At 71.6% G+C, this 18,470-nt stretch carries 11 protein-coding genes; 3 read left to right on the top strand and 8 right to left on the bottom strand.

Annotation, left to right across the window (positions count from 1 at the left end; translation table 11 throughout):
• The first annotated feature begins 6 nt into the window (after positions 1–6).
• Positions 7–429 carry a hypothetical protein gene (locus tag AB0C27_RS30370; RefSeq protein WP_357850583.1) on the top strand — a complete coding sequence of 141 codons (423 nt, stop codon included), beginning with the start codon at positions 7–9 and terminating at the stop codon, positions 427–429.
• Here AB0C27_RS30370 and AB0C27_RS30365 read toward each other — a convergent pair.
• The 7 genes from AB0C27_RS30365 to AB0C27_RS30335 all read right to left on the bottom strand — a co-directional run bounded on the left by AB0C27_RS30365 (position 321) and on the right by AB0C27_RS30335 (position 15,113).
• Complete coding sequence (locus AB0C27_RS30365; RefSeq protein ID WP_357850580.1) at positions 321–7,511, bottom strand: CHAT domain-containing protein; 7,191 nt, start codon at positions 7,509–7,511, stop codon at positions 321–323. The genes AB0C27_RS30370 and AB0C27_RS30365 overlap by 109 nt on opposite strands.
• A gap of 244 nt (positions 7,512–7,755) precedes the next feature.
• Entirely contained in the window at positions 7,756–9,534 is a 1,779-nt protein-coding gene (locus AB0C27_RS30360; RefSeq protein WP_357850577.1) for a hypothetical protein, read from the bottom strand.
• Positions 9,535–9,544: 10 nt separating this feature from the next.
• On the bottom strand, positions 9,545–11,083 hold the full coding sequence (locus tag AB0C27_RS30355; RefSeq protein ID WP_357850574.1) for a glucoamylase family protein: 1,539 nt from the start codon (positions 11,081–11,083) through the stop codon (positions 9,545–9,547).
• Positions 11,084–11,094: 11 nt separating this feature from the next.
• Entirely contained in the window at positions 11,095–11,922 is an 828-nt protein-coding gene (locus AB0C27_RS30350; RefSeq protein ID WP_357850571.1) for a carbohydrate ABC transporter permease, read from the bottom strand.
• A complete protein-coding gene (locus AB0C27_RS30345; protein ID WP_357850568.1) occupies positions 11,919–12,848 on the bottom strand; it encodes a sugar ABC transporter permease in 930 nt (309 codons plus the stop codon). The genes AB0C27_RS30350 and AB0C27_RS30345 overlap by 4 nt, the downstream gene beginning before the upstream one ends.
• Positions 12,849–12,852: 4 nt before the next feature.
• Positions 12,853–14,118 carry a sugar ABC transporter substrate-binding protein gene (locus AB0C27_RS30340; protein WP_357850565.1) on the bottom strand — a complete coding sequence of 422 codons (1,266 nt, stop codon included), beginning with the start codon at positions 14,116–14,118 and terminating at the stop codon, positions 12,853–12,855.
• A complete protein-coding gene (locus tag AB0C27_RS30335) occupies positions 14,115–15,113 on the bottom strand; it encodes a LacI family DNA-binding transcriptional regulator (RefSeq protein WP_357850562.1) in 999 nt (332 codons plus the stop codon). The genes AB0C27_RS30340 and AB0C27_RS30335 overlap by 4 nt, the downstream gene beginning before the upstream one ends.
• Before the next feature lie 141 nt (positions 15,114–15,254).
• Here AB0C27_RS30335 and AB0C27_RS30330 point away from each other — a divergent pair, with 141 nt between their 5' ends.
• A complete protein-coding gene (locus tag AB0C27_RS30330) occupies positions 15,255–15,659 on the top strand; it encodes a nitroreductase family deazaflavin-dependent oxidoreductase (protein ID WP_357850559.1) in 405 nt (134 codons plus the stop codon).
• A 71-nt stretch (positions 15,660–15,730) separates the two neighbouring features.
• Here AB0C27_RS30330 and glgA read toward each other — a convergent pair whose 3' ends face one another.
• Entirely contained in the window at positions 15,731–16,903 is a 1,173-nt protein-coding gene (gene glgA, locus AB0C27_RS30325; protein ID WP_357850556.1) for a glycogen synthase, read from the bottom strand.
• Between the two features lie 158 nt (positions 16,904–17,061).
• On the opposite strand from glgA, the gene glgC reads away from it, so the two are divergent.
• On the top strand, positions 17,062–18,297 hold the full coding sequence (glgC, locus tag AB0C27_RS30320; RefSeq protein WP_106249675.1) for a glucose-1-phosphate adenylyltransferase: 1,236 nt from the start codon (positions 17,062–17,064) through the stop codon (positions 18,295–18,297).
• Positions 18,298–18,470: the final 173 nt, after the last annotated feature.

The following is an 18,470-nucleotide window of genomic DNA, read 5'->3' as shown; positions in this document are numbered from 1 at the left end:
GCGATCGTGAACGGTGATCCTTCCGGCGGGGCGAGCACCGCGACGCCCTCCGTGGCGGTGACGGCCCGGCGACTTGGAGGTCCCGTTATGGCGGTGCTCGGCGCGATCTGTTTCGGGCTGGTGATCGGCTGGATCACGTTCGGCCTGCTGCGGCGCAGACCGTCCGGCGGCGGGTCTGCCGGTGGTGGACTGGCTGGTGGTGGGCTGGCTGAGTTGGCTGCGGTGCTGGCTGCCGTGGGTGGTGGGCTGGTTGTGGCGCTGCTCGATCTGGCCGACGTGTTCGGGGGTTACGCGGTGGGGCTGGTGGTCGGGTTCTTCGGCTATCTGGTGCTGGTCACGCTCATGCCGTCGTCCAAGTGGGCCGGGGAGCCGTCAGGAAGGCCGACCAGTACGTACGACGCCCACAGCTCCGGCTCGGCGGAGCCGTAGAGCTCACGCAGGCCGAGTACGGCGGCGCGCAGGGCATGCGCCGGGCCTTCGCCCGCGTGGAGCCTGGTGTGCAGGTCGCGCATGAGAGCCCGGGTGATCTCGGCGGACACCGGCCACAACGAGAGCACCACAGCCCCCGCGCCGGCATGCAGCAGCCCGTACCCCAGCCCGACCAGACCGTCGTGCGTGCCGACGCCGTGTCCCCTCTCGGAGGCGGCCTCGTGCGCGGCCTCGCGGTCCCTCACCTGGTCCGCTACCTGGGCGGATGCACGGGCCGTTTCATGGGCTGTTTCGCCGGTCGGCTCGTGCGTGGGTTCGCGGGCCGTGACGAGCACGAGGCCGACGTCCAGGCGCATGCTCATGAGGTCGCGGGCGGTGAGGAGTCCGTCGGCGAGACGGATGCCCGCGGCGAACGGGTCGGCGGGATCCTCGACGGCACGGCAGGCCAGGTGCACCACGCGCCACGAGCCGTTCTGAGGGCTCCGGGCCAGGGCGTGCGTGGTGGCCTGGCGAGGGGTGGTGCCGAGCAGGGCGGCGGCGTCCCGGGCCTCGGACTCCACCACCGGACGCTCAGCGGCATCGGGGGTGAAGGAGAGGACCAAGGAGTCTCGTCCCCGCGCCGGAGCCCTTCTCGTCAGCCCCGACAGGACTGCGGCGGAGGGGGCGTAGGTGACAGGGAAGCGTTCGATCAGCGAACGACCGTCCGGGGCCAGGGCGTGCAGCGGGACGCGGTGCAGCGCTGCGTGCGGGATCAGGTGGAGCAGGTCCACGTCGTCGCCCAGGGCTTGGACCGCCTCTGACAGAAGAAGGTCGGCCAGGCGGCGCCAGAGGTCCGCACGGTGCCGGCGGGCCTCGATGTCGAGCAGACCGGGCCGGCGACCGTCGGCGGCGCGCAGGAACTCGGCCAGAAGGGGACGATCGACCGCAGTGGGGAAGGCACGCGGCTCGGCCCAGCCGGTGCGGTGCGCCAGCACGGTCACAGTCTTTTCCCCGACATGAAACCCGAGCAACGCCGTCACCACACCCATCGACGTTGCCGATGCTGTCGGTGCCGGCCCGCCGCGACGGTCGGGGGCGTTCACGAGGGCGTCGAGGTCGGCTCGGCTGGGTGGGGTGCCTCGGCGCAGGGCGACGTGGTCGGGGGCCAGGGGCTCCATGCGACGCCAAAGATCGTCCAGATCGGCTCGGGCTGTGTGGGCGCGGCGGGTGAGGTGGGCGGCGCGTTCCGGGTCGCGGGTGTTGCGGGCCGCCGACATGAGCGTGCGAACGGCCTCCAGCCCTCGCTGCTCCGCCTCCAGCAACTCGGTGGGCACGCCATAGGGGGCTGGCCAAACCTGGGGGCTGGAATGTGCGGCGGGCCTGTCAGGAGAAGGTGGCTGATGTCCGTGATCCGGGCGACCGGCCGACGCACCGGGAGAAGCCAGGCGATGCTCGGAATCCAGGTAGCCGGTCAGCGGGCCGGGAGAAAACGGCTGATGTTCGGAATCCGGGCGGTCTACCGGAGTGCTGAGAGAAGGTTGGCGGTGGGCGGGGGCCAGGTGGGTGGTGAGGGTGTGGTGCTTGGCGTCTTCGGCGTGGGTCCAGGCCGTCATGCCCTGGTTCAGGTGGGTGGCGAGGCGGATCACGCGGTCTTGGGCGGCCTTGTGGCCCAGAGCATGGGCGCGTTCGGCGTCGGCGAGGGCGGCGGGGAGGTCGCCTAGTTCTTCGGCGGCGATCGAGCGGTGGTGACAGGCGGGGGCGAGCTCCAGATCATGCCCCAGGTCAGTCAGCAGCTCGATCGCCGCAGACAACCGGCGGTATGCGGCGGCGTAGGCATGAGCGCGGGCCTGGGAATCGGCGTCGGCAGGGGAATCGGCGGGCACGTGGATGCCTGTGGCCGCCCCTGCGCCAGGGGCCTCGGTGGCGGTGTGAGCGTCGGCGTCGGCGTGAGTCCCGGTGCCGGGGGCGTGGGCGGTGCGGGCGGTGGCTGGGTCGCGCACGGCGGCGAGGTCGAGGGCGCCCAGACGGACGAGCGCGACGGCCTCTCCGGCGCGGAAACCGAGCTCCTGCGACAGGTCGAGCGCTTCTTCCAGCCATGCCCGCTCAAGCTGCGCTGTGCCTGATAGCGCTTCCCTCGGCCGCGCCTCCGCCTTCCCTTCCCTCGCCGCTTCCGTCTCCTTGGCCGCCTCCTCACGCCGCGCAGCTCGTTCCAGGCGGGCGAGGGCGAGGAGGGCCAGGACCGTGCCGCGCGGGCGGCCGTGTTCTCGTTCGAGGGTCAGGGCTCGGTCGGCGAAAGGACGTCCCTTCGTGGGCTCCCCGCGCAGCTCGTGGACCAGGGCCAGGCCGGCGTAGGCAGCGGCGAGGCCGGGTGGGGCGGCCAGTTCCTCGCCGAGCGCGATGGCCTCGTGGTAGCGGGTCGCGGCCTCGTTCAGCTCGCCCAGCTTGAGGTGGAGGTCCGCGCGGCCGGTCAGCAGCGGGGCTCGGAGTGCGCGCCAGATGGGGGCCTCGACCAGAGCCAGACTCTCCTCGTACGTCCGCGCGGCCTCGGACCAGCGGGCCAGGTCCGTGAGGGCGGCGGCGAGGAGGCCGAGGGATTGGACGAGGTGGGCGGGGAACGCGGTGGCCTCGTCCCGGGCCAGCTCGACCGCCCTGGACAGGTGGATGGCCGCCTCCTCCGTCCGGCCCAGTTCAGTGGCCGCCGCGCCCAGGTTCCGGAGGTGTTCGACGATCCGTTCGTCACGTAGCTCGTACCCCTGGAGGGCGTGATCGTAGGCGGCGGGCAGGTCGCCCAGCTCGCGGCAGTAGTACGAGAGCCTGGCCAGGAGGTAGGAACGGTCGGCGAGGTCAAGGTCGCCGTCCCAACCACCAGAGCCGGGTGAAGCGGTGGATGAGGAGCGGGTGAGGAAGTGGTGGGCGAGGGTGCGGGCCGTCGGGAGGTCGCCGGACGATTCGGCCTCGGCCAGGCGGAGCCACGACTCCAGGCGTTCCGATGAACCCTCGCGCCGACCCCCCGTACCGAGGGAGGCGAGGGCTCTGGTCAGGGTGGCGCGGCCGCGGGTGAGGTCGCCGAGGGCGAGCTGGATGCCGGCCAGGCGGGACAGGACGGCGGCGTCCATCTCCCCCGCCATGGCCGCGATGATCTCGAACGGCGCTCCCGCCGGAGGGACGTCGTCGTCGGCCGCCTCCAGACCCGCTAGTCCCTCCTCCAGAGCAGCCCTTGCGCGGCGGAACTCGCCCTGCGCCTCCAGGGCGAACCCCAGCTTGATCGAGGCCAGCGCGGCCGAACGGTGCCGGCCCTCGTCGCGGAAGCCCGCCAGTGCCGCCTCCAGGGCCCGCGTCCGGGCTCCGAGGTCTCCGGTACGGGCGGCGAGCGCGGCCAGCCGGTCGTGGACGACGGCTTCCTTGAGCGCGTCCCCGCCGGCCAGCCCGAGCGCCGACTGCAGACGTTCACCGGCCTCCCGGAACTCGCCCAGCTCCACGTCCACCGCGGCCCGGCCGAGGGTGGCCATCAGCAGCGTCTCCAGGTCGCCCTCGGCGGCGGCCAGCTCCAGGGCCCGTTCGAGGTCTTCTGACGCTTCCTCGGCACGGTCGAGGGCCGTCAGGCAGGAGGCGCGCATGCTCACCGCCGCCGCCTCCTTCGCCCGCGCCCGCAGCCCGGCGAACGCCTCCGCCGCCACCCCGAACGCCGCCAGCGCCCGTTCCGCATCGCCCTCCGCGTACGCCAGGCAGCCCAGGTTGTAACGGACGGCCCCGGCTCCGTCGCGGTGCCCGATGGCCTCGTACTCGCGTTCGGCCAGGTCGAAGGCGACCCTGGCGCCGTCGACGTCCCCACGGCCGCGGCGGCGCTGCGCGATCCGGTACCACTCGTCGGCGGGCTCGCGCCGCTGCCCCTTACGCCGGACGATCTCCACCAGCCTGGTCTCGCAGGCGGCGGCGTAGCCGGGATGTCCCCGCCCGGACAGCAGCACCGAATGAGCGTCGAGGGCCGCGCACGCCTCCTCCCATGCCCCGGCTGCCTCCAACTCGATGGCGCAGGCGGCCATGCGTTCGGCGGAGGCCTTGAGGTCGTCCTGGTCGACGGCGGCCCTGGCGGCGTGGACGAGCGCCTTGGCGGCGGCGACGCTCTCCCCGAGCGCGAGGTGGAGCGCGCGCGCCCTGACCGCGCAACTGACGGCCTCCTCCGGGTCGCCCGCGGCCAGGTGCGCCACCGCAGCCGCGTCCTGGTGCCGCGCCTCGTCCTCCGGCAGCCCGGCCTCCTCGCACACGGCCACGGCGCGCAGGTGGTGCTCCACGGCGCGAACGGGGTCGCCGGTCCTCAGGTGAAGCGCGCCCATGTGGCCGAACTGGCGCGCCTCGGCGGCGGGGTCGCCGAGGTCGTGGTAGACGGCCGCCGCGCGCGCGTACGCCTCCAGGGCACGGGATGGCTCCCCCGACGCCTCGTGTCCTGCCCCCAGCCGTGACAGCGCGTACGCCGCCCGCGACCGCAGCCCGGCCGCCTCGAAGGCCGCCGCCGCCCGTTCCAGCACCGCGCCCGCGGCCTTCGGGCGGCCCGCGTCGGCCAGGCGCAGTGCGGTTCCGAGCAGGAACTCGCCGCGTTCCCCGCTGCCTTCGGCTCGGAGCTCGGCCAGGCGGAGCAGCTTGAGCGCCAGGTCCTCGTCCGGAGAGCGCAAGGCCAGCTCGGTGGCGGCCACGGCGAGCTGCTCATCCACGACCAGCGGCGGCCGGATGGGAGGGGCGGGGGTCGAGGGAACCTGGGTGACAGGGCTTGGCGTCTCGGGTGTTGGGGTGTCGGATGCTGACGTCTCGGGGGCCGGTGTCTCGAGGGCTGGAGTGCCGAAGGCTGGGGTCTCGGGGGCCGGGGTGCTGGGGGCCGGGGTGCTGGGGGCCGAGGTGCTGGGAGCTGGGGTGTCGAGGGCTGGTGTGACAGGCCGTGACGGGACGGACTCCGGGTTGACCGGCTTGGGAGTGACCGGCTCAGCGGTGACGGGAGCCGGAGCACCGGGGGCTGGGGGCGCGGAGGCCGAAGCGTCGGGGACCGGAGTGCCAGGGGCAGCTGTGCCAGGGGCGCCAGGGCCCGCGATCCCAGGGCCGACGATCCCAGGAGCCGCAGCCCCAGAGCTGGCGACCTCAGGAGCGGTGGCCCCAGGGGCGGCAGTCCCACGGGTGGGAGTCCTGGAGGCGGCGGTCCCAGGAGCCTCGGCCCCAGAGCTGGCTCCCTCAGGAGCGGCGGCCCCAGGGGTGGCGATCCCGGGGCCCGCGATCCCAGAGGTGGCGGTCGCAGGGGCGGCGGCCCCAGAAGTGGCGGTCCCAGGAGTGGGGGTCCCGGAGGTGGCGGGGGTAGGGGGTGGGGTGAGGGTGGTGTCGAGGGCGTGGGTTAGTTCGGGTAGGTCGGTGAGGTCGGCGGTGTCGGCCAGGGCGAGGGCTTCGGTGAGGTCGCGGGGGTTGCCGTAGGCTGAGTGGCGGGCCAATAAGGCGCGGCACAGCTTGCGCTGGGCGGGTCCCTGGTCGCGGGAAGCCTTGGTGGCCAGCTCGACGCCCTGGCGGGCGGCCAGCACGGCTTCGCGCAGGTCCTCGGCCTGGCGACGGCCGTCCGTCTGTGTGGCGCGCCAGCACAGCAGCTCGGAGACCAGCCCGTACGCCTCCGTCCTGAACGCCAGCCGTTCCCCCGCCCCCAGGGCCTCGCGCAGCGCGGCGAGGGCCTCGTCGGCGTTGGCCATGGTGAGGTCGAGCCTGAGGGCCTGGGCGAGCAGCAGCAGCGCCGTGGCCCTGGCCGGGTCGTTCTCGTCGTGGGCGGCCAGGACGGCGCGGGCGGCGGCGATCGGCTCGGAGGGGTCGCCGCCGGTCACGACGGCCCGCCTGAGCAGTGCGTTCGCCAGATTGATGAGCAGCCGTGGCCGGTCGGGATGTCCACCCGGCCCAGAACCGCCCGAACCAGAACCGCCCGGCCCAGAACGGCCCATGCCCGCGCGGCCGGCGGTGGAGAGGTCGGTGGCTCGGCGGAGGACGGAGATGGCCGTGTCCAGGTCGGCGGGGTCGCCGGTGACGCCGTAGCGGTGCCAGCGCCGGTCGCCGAGGAGGCCGAGCCGGACCACCGGGTCCGTGCCGAGACCGCGCGCCGTCTCGTCCGGCGTCACGTGCAGGGCGTCCAGCATCTCCAGGCCCGCCTCCAGCGAGCTCTCGTTCCCCGTCACGACGAACCACTCGATCAGCCCCGCCGCGTACGGCGCCAGCACCCCCGGATGGGCCCACGGCTCGTGCCAGAAGTCCAGTGCGCACTGCCCGACCCTGATGAACGCCAGCAGGTCCTCGTCCGCGTACGACGCCGCGGCCCGCGCCTGGGTGAGGTCGACGAGCGTCAGCAGCGCCCGTGACCGGTCCTGGCCGCCGGGCGGGGTCTCCACCGCCGCGAGGTACGCCCGGACCAGTTCCTCGTCGTCGGGCGCCGCCAGGCCCAGGGCGGCGGCGAGTTCGCCCGCGTACAAGGTGTCGCCATGCGCGCCGAGCGCCGCCCGCAGCAGCATGTGGACCGCGTCGGCGATGACGTGCCGCTCCCCGCCGCGCGTGTACTGGCGCACCAGGCCCGCGCCGAGCAGCCCGAGCGCGCCCGGCGCCCAGGCGGGGTCGGTGGCGCGCATGGACTCCTGGAGCAGGAACTGGCCGAGCCGGTCGGAGACCTCCGGCACCGGGTCGGCCATGGCCCGGCGGACCAGGGCGTGGATCAGCAGCCCCACGTGCCGGTACGCGGACGGGTCCACATGCCGGAACACCTCTTCCACCAGCCCGGCCCACGTGTCGGCCGACTCCTCCAGCGGCCGGGAGCCGCGCAGCTTCTCCGGCAGCCGGCCGGGATCCAGCACGGCCACGGCGGCGAAGAAGGCGCCCGACACGGCGGCGTCCTGCGTGGTGCGCCGGTCGAGCCGGTAGCGGGCCAGGTGCAGCATGCCGATCAGCCGCCAGGCGGCGGCGTCGGTCCTGTCGCCGGCGCACGCCCGCATCGCCTGCTCGGCTTCGGCCAGCGCCGCGGGATCCCAGATGAGATCGGGATCCGCGGCCTGCTCGAACCGCTCGATGCGGGCGGCCAACGCCTCGGCCGGATCGGTCATTAGCACAGGCTCTCACCGGCGTGCGCCCCGCGTACAGAACCGTCCCGTCGAGTCCTGGGCACAGGATCGCTCGGTCGAGTCCGGCGCATACGACTGTCTGGTCAAGTACCGCGGTCCCGCGGACCAAACCGCCCGTTCAGGGCTCACGCAAACGACCGCCCGATCAAGGGCCCGCGCACACGACCGCCCGTTGAGGGCCCGCGCACACGACCGCCCGCTCGGAAAGCCGACGACGAGTGCCGGGTCAGGGGGTCAGTTCGAGGAAACTCACCCCCGGCATGGGCAGGTCGAAGGTGACGGTGAGGGTGGGGCCGGTGACGGTGGCGGGTGGGGTGAGTTCGGCGAGCTCGTCGTACGCGCGCAGTTCCTCCCACTGCGCCCCCTGCGGCCAGTCGCCCCCGCCCATCGCCTGCCAGGCCGCCTCCACGTTCGTGTGCTCGCCGTCGATGCGGTGGTGGGTGAGAGTGTACGAGCCCCGCAGCCCCTCGACGGTGAGCGTGATCGTACGGTCCAGCTCGGGGGCTCCGGCCGCCTGGGTGTTGTTGAGGGTGCCGTTCCAGACGAGCACGCCCACCCGGCCGTCGTCGTGGCGGGCCGCCCACACCTCGACGCCCGCCACGTCGCCCCCGGCCTCGGCCGCCACCTCCAGGCCGCCGAGCCGTTCGGCCAGGGCGAGGGCGTGGAAGCGGGGCTTGCGCAGGTTGCCGACGGTGAGCAGGCCGAAGCCGCCGTGGAAGAGCCTGGGCGGCCGGCCCACCTCCTCGAAGTGGTCGGAGGCCACCCAGTGCGACAGGGCGTCGATGCGGCCGGCCGCCGACTTCATGCCGTGCAGGACGAACGCCGCCCCGAACGCGCCGTCGCCGATCCCCTGGAAGTGGGTCGGGGTGGGCCCCCACTCGGTCCACCAGACGGGCACGTCGTGGCCGTGCCTGGCCAGCGTGGGTCGCCAGTCGAGCGGCGCGTTGCCGTACGTGTGCGTGGAGACGAAGTCGAGCGGCGCGCCCGACTCCGCGATGTGGACGAGCAGTTCCTCGACCCAGCCGTTGGCGGCCGAGGAGGGGCCGCCGACGCGCAGGTCCGGGTGCACGTTCTTCACGGCGGCGGCGGTGACGTCGTAGAGCAGGAAGTACTCCTCGGGGGTGCCGGACCAGAAGACGGCCAGGTTCGGCTCGTTCCAGACCTCGAAGGCCCAGTGGTCGATCAGCTCGCGGATGCCGTAACGGTCCGCGAGGTGCTCGACGAGGGCTCTGACCAGGTCGCCCCACGCCTCGAAGTCCTTGGGGGGCGAGATGACGGCCGCGTAGTCGAAGACCGTCTTCGACGGGTCGGCGGCCAGGTCACGGGGCATGTAGCCGAGCTCCACGATCGGCCGCAGGCCGAGCGAGACGACCTTGTCGTAGACGGCGTCCACGCCGGAGAAGTCGTACGGCTCGCCCTCCTTGTAGACGCCGAGGTCGTCGCCGAGGATGGCGTGCGCCCTGACCGTGCGCACGCCGATCCGCTCGTGCACGAGGCGCAGCGCCTCGGCCAGTTCCTCGCCGATGGGCCGGCCGCCGCTCTCGTCGGTGCTGAGCAGATGGGACAGATGCTCCGATCCCACCATGTACGCCCACGGCCGGGGCAGCTCACGCGTCACCCGCCCCGCGTCCACGTGCAAGGAGACGGCGGCATCGGACGCGGGCAGCGGGGCGGCCTCGACGGGCGGGCAGAACGGCCCGGTCGTGTCCGCGCCGATGACGGCGGCCACCGTGTAGGCGGCCGCCCCGTGGCCGGTGTCCACGAACCGGCAGGACGGCACCGCGGGCACGTCCACCTCGGGCGGCACGGCGGGCATGCCGTCCCTGTGCACCAGGTAGCCGATCGCCTCGGGCACGGGATCCCAGGTGAGCGTCACGTGCCCGGCCCCCGGGACCGCGCGCAGGCCGGTCGGGGCCTCCAGCGCGGGCACGGGGACGGTCGTCTCGCCGGACGGCTGTCCGGCGCGTTCCTGCCAGTCGCGGTGCGCGGCCGTACTCATCGGCATGTGCCTCGATTCATCGAACGTCCCATTCTTCGATCGCCATGACCGGCCGGAGCCGGTGCTCCACGCCGGAGCCCGCGAAGTAGCGGTGCAGGTTGCCGTTCGCGAGCACGTTGCCCAGGGCGCCCATGACCATGCCCTGGTCGAGTGCCAGATACCACTTGGACACGGCCCCCGAGCGGACCGCGATCGCGTCGTAGAAACCGCCGGGGCCGTAGGCGTCGAAGCCGGCCCGCAGCTTGGCCAGGTTGGCCAGGGCGGCGTTCCTGGCGTACGGGAGCGCCAGGAAGCTGGCGTGCGGCGTCACCACGCCGTTGCCGTAGCTCGTCGGCTCCGGCTGGGCGGGGCGGCAGCCCTCGTAGCCGTAGTCGACGCGGGTCTCCTCCTCGTCGGAGGTGTAGCCGGGCTCGTCCATGCCGAGCGGGTCGACGCCGTAGATGCGGTAGGTGCCGTGGGGGTCGTTGGACGGCGAGAAGCCCCAGTAGCCGTAGCGGGCCTCCTGCAGACCGTGCTCGATCTGGGCGCGGACGAAGACCGGGTGGTTGCGCCCCCAGCTCTTCGGCGCCCACTTGGCCTCGGGGACGACCAGGTCGGGCATGAGCGCCTCGAACATCGAACCGCCCCAGTTCGGGACGAACCGCATGCCGCGGTAGCCGTACGTGCCCTCCCAGACGTTCACGCCGAGGTACGTCTTCCACGACCCGACCGGCTTCTGTTCCTGCCAGCCGAAGTCGCAGCCGTTGTCGGGGAAGGTGCGGTACGGGCCGAAGTAGCTCTCGCGGGGCAGCTGGCCGAGCGCGATGCCCACGTACTGGCCGATCCGGGTCTCGGCGGGGGCGCCGTAGTGGTGGCAGGTGGAGTAGACGGTCGTGCCGGTGCCGGCGTAGTCGCTCTCCACGTTGCACTCGATCGGCGGGTCGGGCCAGAAGCCGCCGCGCAGCAGGCCGGTGCCGGCGTCGGGGCGGGCGGCCGGGTCGTAGTAGGCGCGGAAGTTCATGGAGTTGACCAGCCGGTCGGCGCGAGCGGCGTGCCGGGGGACGGCGGTACGGACCATCATGAGCGCACTGGCCAGCCAGCCGTTGTCGACGCTGGAGGCGAAGGGGCGCACGACGTCGCCGGAGTCGGGCCAGGTGGTGATGACGGCGAGGGTGGCCGGGTCGTACCAGTTGTAGTACTGGCCGGTGGGGGCGTTGCGCTCCATCCGCTCCAGCGCGGTGAGCACCCGGCCCACTCTCGCGGTGGCGTCGGCGCCGCTGATCAGGCGCAGGTCGCGGGCGGTGAGCGTGCTCCACAGGTACGTGCCGATGTTGGTCGGCGAGGTGACCTTGGCGCGGGTCTTGAGGTCGCCGGTCACCTTGTCGGCGGGCAGGCCGGTGGCCGGCACCGCCATGGCGTCCATCGACCGCCACGTGTCCTTGGCGTAACGGAGAAGGACCGCGTCGGTGCCGCCGTGGACGGGTGGAGTGGCGGCAGCTTGCGCGGCCCCTGAAGGCACGGATGACAGCACGGGTAAGGACAGCACGAGCAGAGCGGACAGGACCGTCTTACGCATGAGGTGCTCCTCTACTTGAGGCCGGTGGTGGCGATGCCCTGGATGAAGAAGCGCTGCAGGAAGACGAACAGGATGAGGATCGGCGCGATCACCACGACCGATCCGGCGACCAGGAGGTTGTAGTGGGTGCCCTCGTGGCCGTTGAGGATGTTGAGCGCGACCGGCAGGGTGTACATGTCCTCGCTCTGCGCGACGACGGCCGGCCACAGGAAGTTGTTCCACGCGCCGAGGAACGTGATCAGGCCGAGCGTGGCCAGCGGCGGCCCGCACAGCGGCAGGATGATCCGGAAGAAGATGCGGAACTCCCTGGCGCCGTCGACCCGGGCCGCGTCGATCAGCTCGTCGGGCAGGTCGGAGATGAACTGCCGCATCATGAACACGCCGAGCGGCGTCACCACGGTGGGCAGGATGATCCCGACGAACGTGTTGACCAGGCCCAGCTTCGCGATCAGCACGAACTGCGGCACCATCAGCACGATCGCCGGGATCGCGAGCTGCACCAGCACCAGCGCGAAGGCCACGTTCCTGCCCCGGAAGCGGAGCTTGGCGAAGGCGTAGCCGACCATGGAGCAGAACAGCAGGTTGGTGGCGACCAGCACGAGCGCGATGAACGTGCTGTTGACGAACGCGGTGCCGATGTCGACCCGGTCGAACAGCTCGGCGAAGTTGTCCAGCGTCCACGTCTGGGGCCAGAACGTCGGCGGGTCGCGCCTGATCTCCTGTTCCGGCTTGACCGAGCTGAGTGCCGTCCACAGGAAGGGTCCGGCGACCAGGGCCAGGCCGACGCCGAGCCCCAGGTAGACGACCGCCCGCTGGCGGCGGGTGCTTCCGTGCCTCATCTGCGCCTCCCGAGCCTCAGTTGCAGCACGGCCAGCGCCACGATCACGGTGAACAGCACCGTCGAGGCGGCGCCAGCGTAGCCGTAGTTGCCCACCCCGAACTGGTTGAAGATCACCAGTGAGGCCGACAGGGTGGAGTTGAGCGGCCCGCCCCTGGTCATGACCAGGGGCTCCTCCATGAACTGCATGAAGCCGACCGAGCTGTAGACGGTGCAGAACAGCAGCACGGGGCGGAGCGAGGGCACGGTGACCGAGCGGAAGCGGGCCCAGCGGCCCGCGCCGTCGACCTCGGCGGCCTCGTACAGCTCTCTGGGGATGCTCTGCAGCGCGGCCAGTAGCACGATCATGTTGAAGCCGAAGCTGCGCCAGGCCGTCATCACGATGATCGAGGGCAGCGCGGTGGTCTCGTTCTGCAGCCAGTTGGGGCCCTGGACACCCACCAGCTCCAGCAGCCGGTTGACCAGCCCGGCCTCGGGCTCCAGCAGGAACTTCCAGGCCACCGCGATGCCGATGATGCTGGTGATGTTGGGCAGGTAGTAGCCGAGGCGGAAGAACGCGGCGGGCAGGCGGGCGATGCCGGAGTTGAGCAGCACGGCCGCGGCCAGCCCGAGGCCGACGGCGAGCGGCAGCGTGGTGAGCACGAAGACGACGGTGTTGAGGGCCGCCCTGCGCATGGCGCCGTCGTTCATGAGCCGCAGGTAGTTCTCGACCCCGACCGGGTCGACGGCCAGCGGGTCGCTCACGTCGGTGCTGCGCATGTCGGTGAAGCTCATGCCGATGCCGACCAGCAGCGGCCCGAGGTAGAAGACCGCGAAGAGGACCACGAACGGCGTGATGAAGAGCCAGCCGATGCCCGACTGGCGTAACGCGCCCCTGATCCTGATCGGCGCCGGCGCGACCGGCGCCGGCTTCGTGCGGACGGTCACGGGCTCAGAGGCCGGTGCCGATGGTGGCGGCCTGGGACTGGATCGACTTGGCCGTCTGCTCGGGCGTCTGGGTGCCGCGGGCCAGCTTCTCCAGCTCGCTCTCCAGCACCCTGGCCACCTGCTCCCAGGTCGGGAACGGCGGCGGCGTCCTGGCGTCCTTGAGCTGCTCGCCGAAGACCGCGAGCTGCTTGTCGGCCTTGAGTGCGGGCTCCTGCCAGGCGGCCTGGACGGCGGGCAGCGCCTTGACCTTCGTGTACCACTTCGCCTGCACCTGCGGCTCGCTCAGCCACTTGATGAACGTCCAGGCCGCGTCGCGGTTCTTCGCCTTCTTGAACACCGCCATGTCGGAGCCGCCGACGAAGCTCGTCGCCGACACCGGGCCCTTGGGGTAGGGGGCGACGTCGAACTTGTCGCCGAACCCGGCGCCGCCGTCGTTGTTCAGCACGCCGATCATCCACGGGCCGGAGAAGAAGCCGCCGATCTCGCCCTTGATGAAGCTCTGCGGGAAGGCGCCCTCGGCCGTGTTGTTCGGGGCCAGCTTCTGCTCGAACATCGAGGCGTACTGCTTGAGCGCGGTCACCGTCTCGGGCGTGTCGAAGGTGTAGGCGCCGTCCTTGACGATCTCGCCGCCCGCCTGCCAGATCAGCGGCAGCACCTCCTGCCAGGCTGCGCCCTGGGTGTAGCTCTGCTGGAAGCCGTCCTTCGCGCCGCCCTTCTCCTTGAGCGCCCTGGCGAACGCGGTGAACTCCTCCCACGTCGCCGGGGGTTTCACGCCCGCCTTCTCGGCCTGGTCGGTGCGGTAGTACAGGACGCGGGTCTCGACGTACCAGGGCACGCCGTACGCGGTGCCGTTGACGTCCACGGTCTGCCAGGCGCCGGGGAAGAAGGCGGCCTTGTCGACCAGGTTGGCGGGCGTGGGTTCGAGCGCACCGGTCTTGGCCAGCTCGCCCGACCAGGTCGATCCGATCATGCTCACGTCCGGGGTGGCGCCGCCGGCGATGGCCGCGGTGATCTTGTCGTGCGCCACGTCCCAGCCGATGGCCGTCACGTTGACCTTCACACCGGGGTTGGCGCTCTCGAAGTCCTTGACGAAATCACCGAGCGCCTTGCCCTCCTCGCCCATCGCCCAGACGGTGACCTCCCCCGAGACCTTGCCGGTCGTGACGTTCTGCGCCTGCTCGGGCGCCTGCTGCTGACTGCGGCCGCAGCCGGCCGCCACGAGCGCGAGAGCCAGCGCGCCCACGGCGGCGCGCCGGGTGGTGGTGTTCACGTTCGTACCTCCTGGGGGTGGTGACCGCAGCTGGAGCGGATGACCAGCTCGGTGGTCAGGATGAGGTGCTTCGGGATGTCGCGGGTCCCGGTGATCAGTTCGTCGAGCGCGCGGGCGGCGCGGGCGCCGAGCTCACGCATCGGCTGTCGTACGGTGGTCAGCGCCGGGCGGGCGTGCCGGGCGGCCATGATGTCGTCCCAGCCGGTGACGGCCACGTCGCCGGGCACCTCCAGGCCGAGCTCCTCGGCGGCGAGCAGCGCCCCCAGCGCCACCTCGTCGTCGGAGCAGATGATGGCCCGCGGCCGGTTCCTGCCCTTGAGCAGGGACCTGGCGGCCTCGAAGCCGCAGTCCACGGTGTACTGGCCGGTGTCCACGGCCTCGATCGCGCCGCCGAGCGCGTGCCTGACCCCCTGCCAGCGCTCGTCCACGTCGTCCCTGCTGGTCAGCGGGGCGCCGAGGAAGGCGAAGTGCTCGTAGCCGTGGCCGGTCAGATGGGCCGCCAGCGCCCGCGCGGAGGCGATGTTCTCGCTGCGCAGCGTGTCGGCGCCGGCGAGCGGGTCGCGCGAGATGAACACCAGCCGCACGCCGAGCCGGACCAGCTCGGCGACCAGCGGCTCCGGCACGGCGTGGCCAAAGATCAGCATGCCGTCGACGCGCCCCGCGAGGTCCTTGACCAGCTCGCCGACGTTCGAGCGGCCCTTGGTGGACAGGATGACCACCGAGCGCCCCAGCTCGGAGGCGACCTCCTCGTAACCGAGCAGGACCTCCGTGTAGTACGGGCCGGCCAGGTCGGGGAAGACGATGCCGTTGGCGGCGTGGCGGCCCTCGGCGAGGCTGACACCCAGACGGCTGGGCGTGTAGTTCAGCTCCTCGACGGCCTTGAGCACCTTCTCCCGCGTCTTCGCGGCCACCGGGCCGGTGCCGCGCAGCGTCCTGGACACGGTCGCGATCGACACGCCCGCCCGCTTGGCGACTTCGTAGATGGTCACGTCCATGCGGCTTTCCTTTCATGTAAGCGCTTTCATGATCGCGGCTGTAAGCGCTTACACAAATGCAGTGTGCCAGCCGCGTTAACTTCCCGTACAGACCCCGGCGCGTAACGGTGAGGTCACGCCGCCCTGGGGTAGAGGGGGATCATGCTCTACGGCAAGGAACACGTCAGGCGCTACCAGGAAACCGACGGCGCCGAGGGCCACGACTGGAACAACACCACCGTCCTGCTCCTGACCACCAAGGGACGGAAGTCGGGCCAGCCCTACACGACGCCGCTCATCTACCAGAAGTACGGCGACTACCACCTGCTCGTGGCGTCCAAGGGCGGCGATCCCGACCATCCGCAGTGGTTCAAGAACCTGCAAGCGGAGCCGGAGGTCGAGGCCCAGGTGAAGGGCGACAAGTTCAAGGCCCGCGCCCGCACCGCCACCCCGGAGGAGAGGCCGGAGATGTGGCGCGTCATGGCCGCCACCTGGCCCGACTACGACGAGTACCAGAAGAAGACCGACCGGGAGATCCCGATCGTGGTCCTCGAACGCGTCCGCTGACCACCGTCGTCAACCGTCGCCCGCCCCGCCGGCCCGCGCCGGCGGGGCGGGCTCGTGTTTGTGGCCTGGGCTCAGCCCGTCAGTGACGTGTAGAGCTTCAGGGTGCGGCGGGCGATGCGCTCCCACGAGAAGTGTTCGATGGCGCGCTCACGGCCCGCCACCCCAAGGGCGCGCGCCCGCGCCGGATCGCGCAGCAGGGCGTTGACCCGCTCGGCCAGGTCGGCGGCGAAGCGCTCGGGGTCGTGCGGGGTGCCGTCGGCGGCCTGGGAGATCGGCACCAGCAGCCCGGTCTCCCCGTCGGCCACCACCTCGGGGATGCCGCCGGTCGCCGTGGCCACCACCGCCGTCTCGCAGGCCATCGCCTCCAGGTTGACGATGCCCATCGGCTCGTAGACCGACGGGCACACGAACACGGTGGCGTGCGTCAGCAGCTGGATCACCTCGGGCTTGGGCAGCATCTCCTGGATCCAGAGCACGCCGTCGCGGTCGAGGCCGCGCACCAGCTCGGTCACCTCGGCGGCGATCTCCGGGGTGTCGGGCGCGCCCGCGCAGAGCACGAGCTGCGCCTCCGGGTCGAAGGAGCGCGCCGCGTGCAGGAGGTGGACCAGGCCCTTCTGGCGGGTGATCCGGCCGACGAAGACGACATAGGGCCTCGTGGGATCGACCCCGTGCTTGGCCAGGACGTCGGTGGCGCGGTCTGGGGCGTACTGGGCCGTGTCGATGCCGTTGTGGATCACGCTGACCCGCTCGGGCGGGATCTCCGGGTAGGCGGCGAGCACGTCGCGCCGCATGCCCTCCGAGACCGCGATCACCGCGTCGGCGGCGGCCAGGGCGGTGCGCTCGGCCCAGGACGAGATCGTGTAGCCGCCGCCGAGTTGCTCGGCCTTCCACGGCCGCAGAGGTTCGAGACTGTGCGTGGTGATCACGTGGGGTACGCCGTGGAGCATCTTCGCGACATGCCCGGCGAAGTTGGCGTACCACGTGTGGGAGTGGACGACGTCGGCGCCGGCGCAGGCGGCGGCCATCTCCAGGTCCACGCCGAGCACCTGGAGCGCGGCGTTGGCGCCCTCAAGCCCGGCCGGCACCCGGTAGGCCGAGACGCCCGCCTCGGCGCGCGCGGCCCCGAAACAGCGCACGTGTACGTCGGCCAGCTTCCGCAGCTCCCTGGCCAGATATTCCATGTGCACCCCGGCCCCGCCGTACACCTCGGGCGGGTACTCCCGGCTGAGCAGATCAACGCGCATGAGAAGACCTTAAAGGGGGCGCGGGCAACGGGAACACATCGACAAGCCCAAGGTCGGGCACTTGGGTTCGTACATCGGTGACCAAATCGGGACACGCAGGAAGTTCACCGTGCGGGCTTTCGTCGATAGATCGGCCATTTGAGGGTAGCGTCCTGGACATGAGGTCCCGGAGGGTGCTTGCGGTCGTGCTGGCAGGTGGAGAGGGCAAGAGGCTGATGCCGCTGACGGCGGATCGGGCGAAACCGGCGGTGCCGTTCGGGGGGATGTATCGGCTCATCGATTTCGTGCTGTCCAATCTCGCCAACGGCGGATTCCTGAAGATCGTCGTACTGACGCAGTACAAGAACCACAGCCTCGACCGGCATGTCTCGCGGACCTGGCGGCTGTCGGCGATGCTGGGCAACTACGTCACCCCGGTGCCGGCGCAGCAGCGGCTCGGGCCGCGCTGGTTCTCCGGCTCGGCGGACGCGCTCTTCCAGAATTTGAACCTGATCTACGATGAGATGCCCGAGCACGTGATCGTGTTCGGCGCCGACCACATCTACCGGATGGATCCGCGGCAGATGGTCGAGCAGCACGAAGACTCCGGCGCGGATGTGACGGTGGCGGCGATCAGGCAGCCGCTGTCGCTGGCCGACCAGTTCGGCGTGATCGAGACCGATCCTGAGGGCCGCCGGATCGTCGCGTTCAGGGAGAAGCCGAAGGACGCGGTGGGGCTGGCCGACTCCCCCGACGAGGTGTACGCCTCGATGGGCAACTACGTGTTCAAGACGCAGTCGATGATCGACGCGCTGCGCGAGGACGCGCTCGACCCGACCAGCAAGCACGACCTGGGCGGCAACATCATCCCGATGCTGGTCAAGTCGGGCGGCGCCGACGTCTACGACTTCGCCAACAACATCGTCCCCGGCTCCAGCGAGCGCGACCGCGGCTACTGGCGCGACGTCGGCACCCTCGACGCCTACTACGAGGCCCACATGGACCTCATCTCGGCGCATCCGGTGTTCAACCTCTACAACGACAAGTGGCCGATCTTCACCGGCCACGATCCGCTGCCGCCCGCCAAGTTCGTGCACAACGACGGCGACCGGGTGGGGCGGGCGATCGACTCGCTGGTCTCCCCCGGCGTGATCGTCTCCGGCGGCACGGCGATCAGGTCGATCCTGTCGCCCAAGGTGGTGCTCCACTCGCACTCGCTGGTGGAGGACTCCGTGCTGATGGAGAACGTCAAGGTCGGGCGGGGCGCGATCGTGCGCAAGGCGATCATCGACAAGAACGTGGTGATCCCCGACGGCGCCCGGATCGGCTTCGACCTCGACTACGACCGCACGCGCTTCGCGTTGACCAGGGGCGGGGTCGTGGTCATCGGCAAGAACGAGATCGTCGACCGCTGAGCACCGGGGCCGCGGCTGGGGTACGGGTCCGGGCCCGACAGGCGGCCCGCCGCGTCCCCGCGCCAGGAATGCCGACATCGTTACGCAGAGTGACGGCTTGAGGGGGAGACCATGGGGTCGCGGGGTCGCGGGAACAGGGAGAGACCATGGGGTCCCGGTGCGACGGGAAGCCG

Source organism: Nonomuraea sp. NPDC048882, from assembly GCF_040649755.1.
GTDB classification, from domain to species: Bacteria; Actinomycetota; Actinomycetes; order Streptosporangiales; family Streptosporangiaceae; genus Nonomuraea; species Nonomuraea maheshkhaliensis.
The sequence above is the reverse complement of the archived record's forward strand: the minus strand, read 5'-3'. Positions and strand labels throughout refer to the sequence as shown.

Bases quoted from the DNA above. Each gene is read 5' to 3' on its own strand.
- AB0C27_RS30355 (WP_357850574.1), bottom strand. From the start codon at position 11,083: ATGCGTAAGACGGTCCTGTCCGCTCTGCTCGTGCTGTCCTTACCCGTG.
- glgC (WP_106249675.1), top strand. From the start codon at position 17,062: ATGAGGTCCCGGAGGGTGCTTGCGGTCGTGCTGGCAGGTGGAGAGGGC.
- AB0C27_RS30330 (WP_357850559.1), top strand. From the start codon at position 15,255: ATGCTCTACGGCAAGGAACACGTCAGGCGCTACCAGGAAACCGACGGC.
- AB0C27_RS30335 (WP_357850562.1), bottom strand. From the start codon at position 15,113: ATGGACGTGACCATCTACGAAGTCGCCAAGCGGGCGGGCGTGTCGATC.
- glgA (WP_357850556.1), bottom strand. From the start codon at position 16,903: ATGCGCGTTGATCTGCTCAGCCGGGAGTACCCGCCCGAGGTGTACGGC.
- AB0C27_RS30350 (WP_357850571.1), bottom strand. From the start codon at position 11,922: ATGAGGCACGGAAGCACCCGCCGCCAGCGGGCGGTCGTCTACCTGGGG.
- AB0C27_RS30365 (WP_357850580.1), bottom strand. From the start codon at position 7,511: ATGACCGATCCGGCCGAGGCGTTGGCCGCCCGCATCGAGCGGTTCGAG.
- AB0C27_RS30360 (WP_357850577.1), bottom strand. From the start codon at position 9,534: ATGCCGATGAGTACGGCCGCGCACCGCGACTGGCAGGAACGCGCCGGA.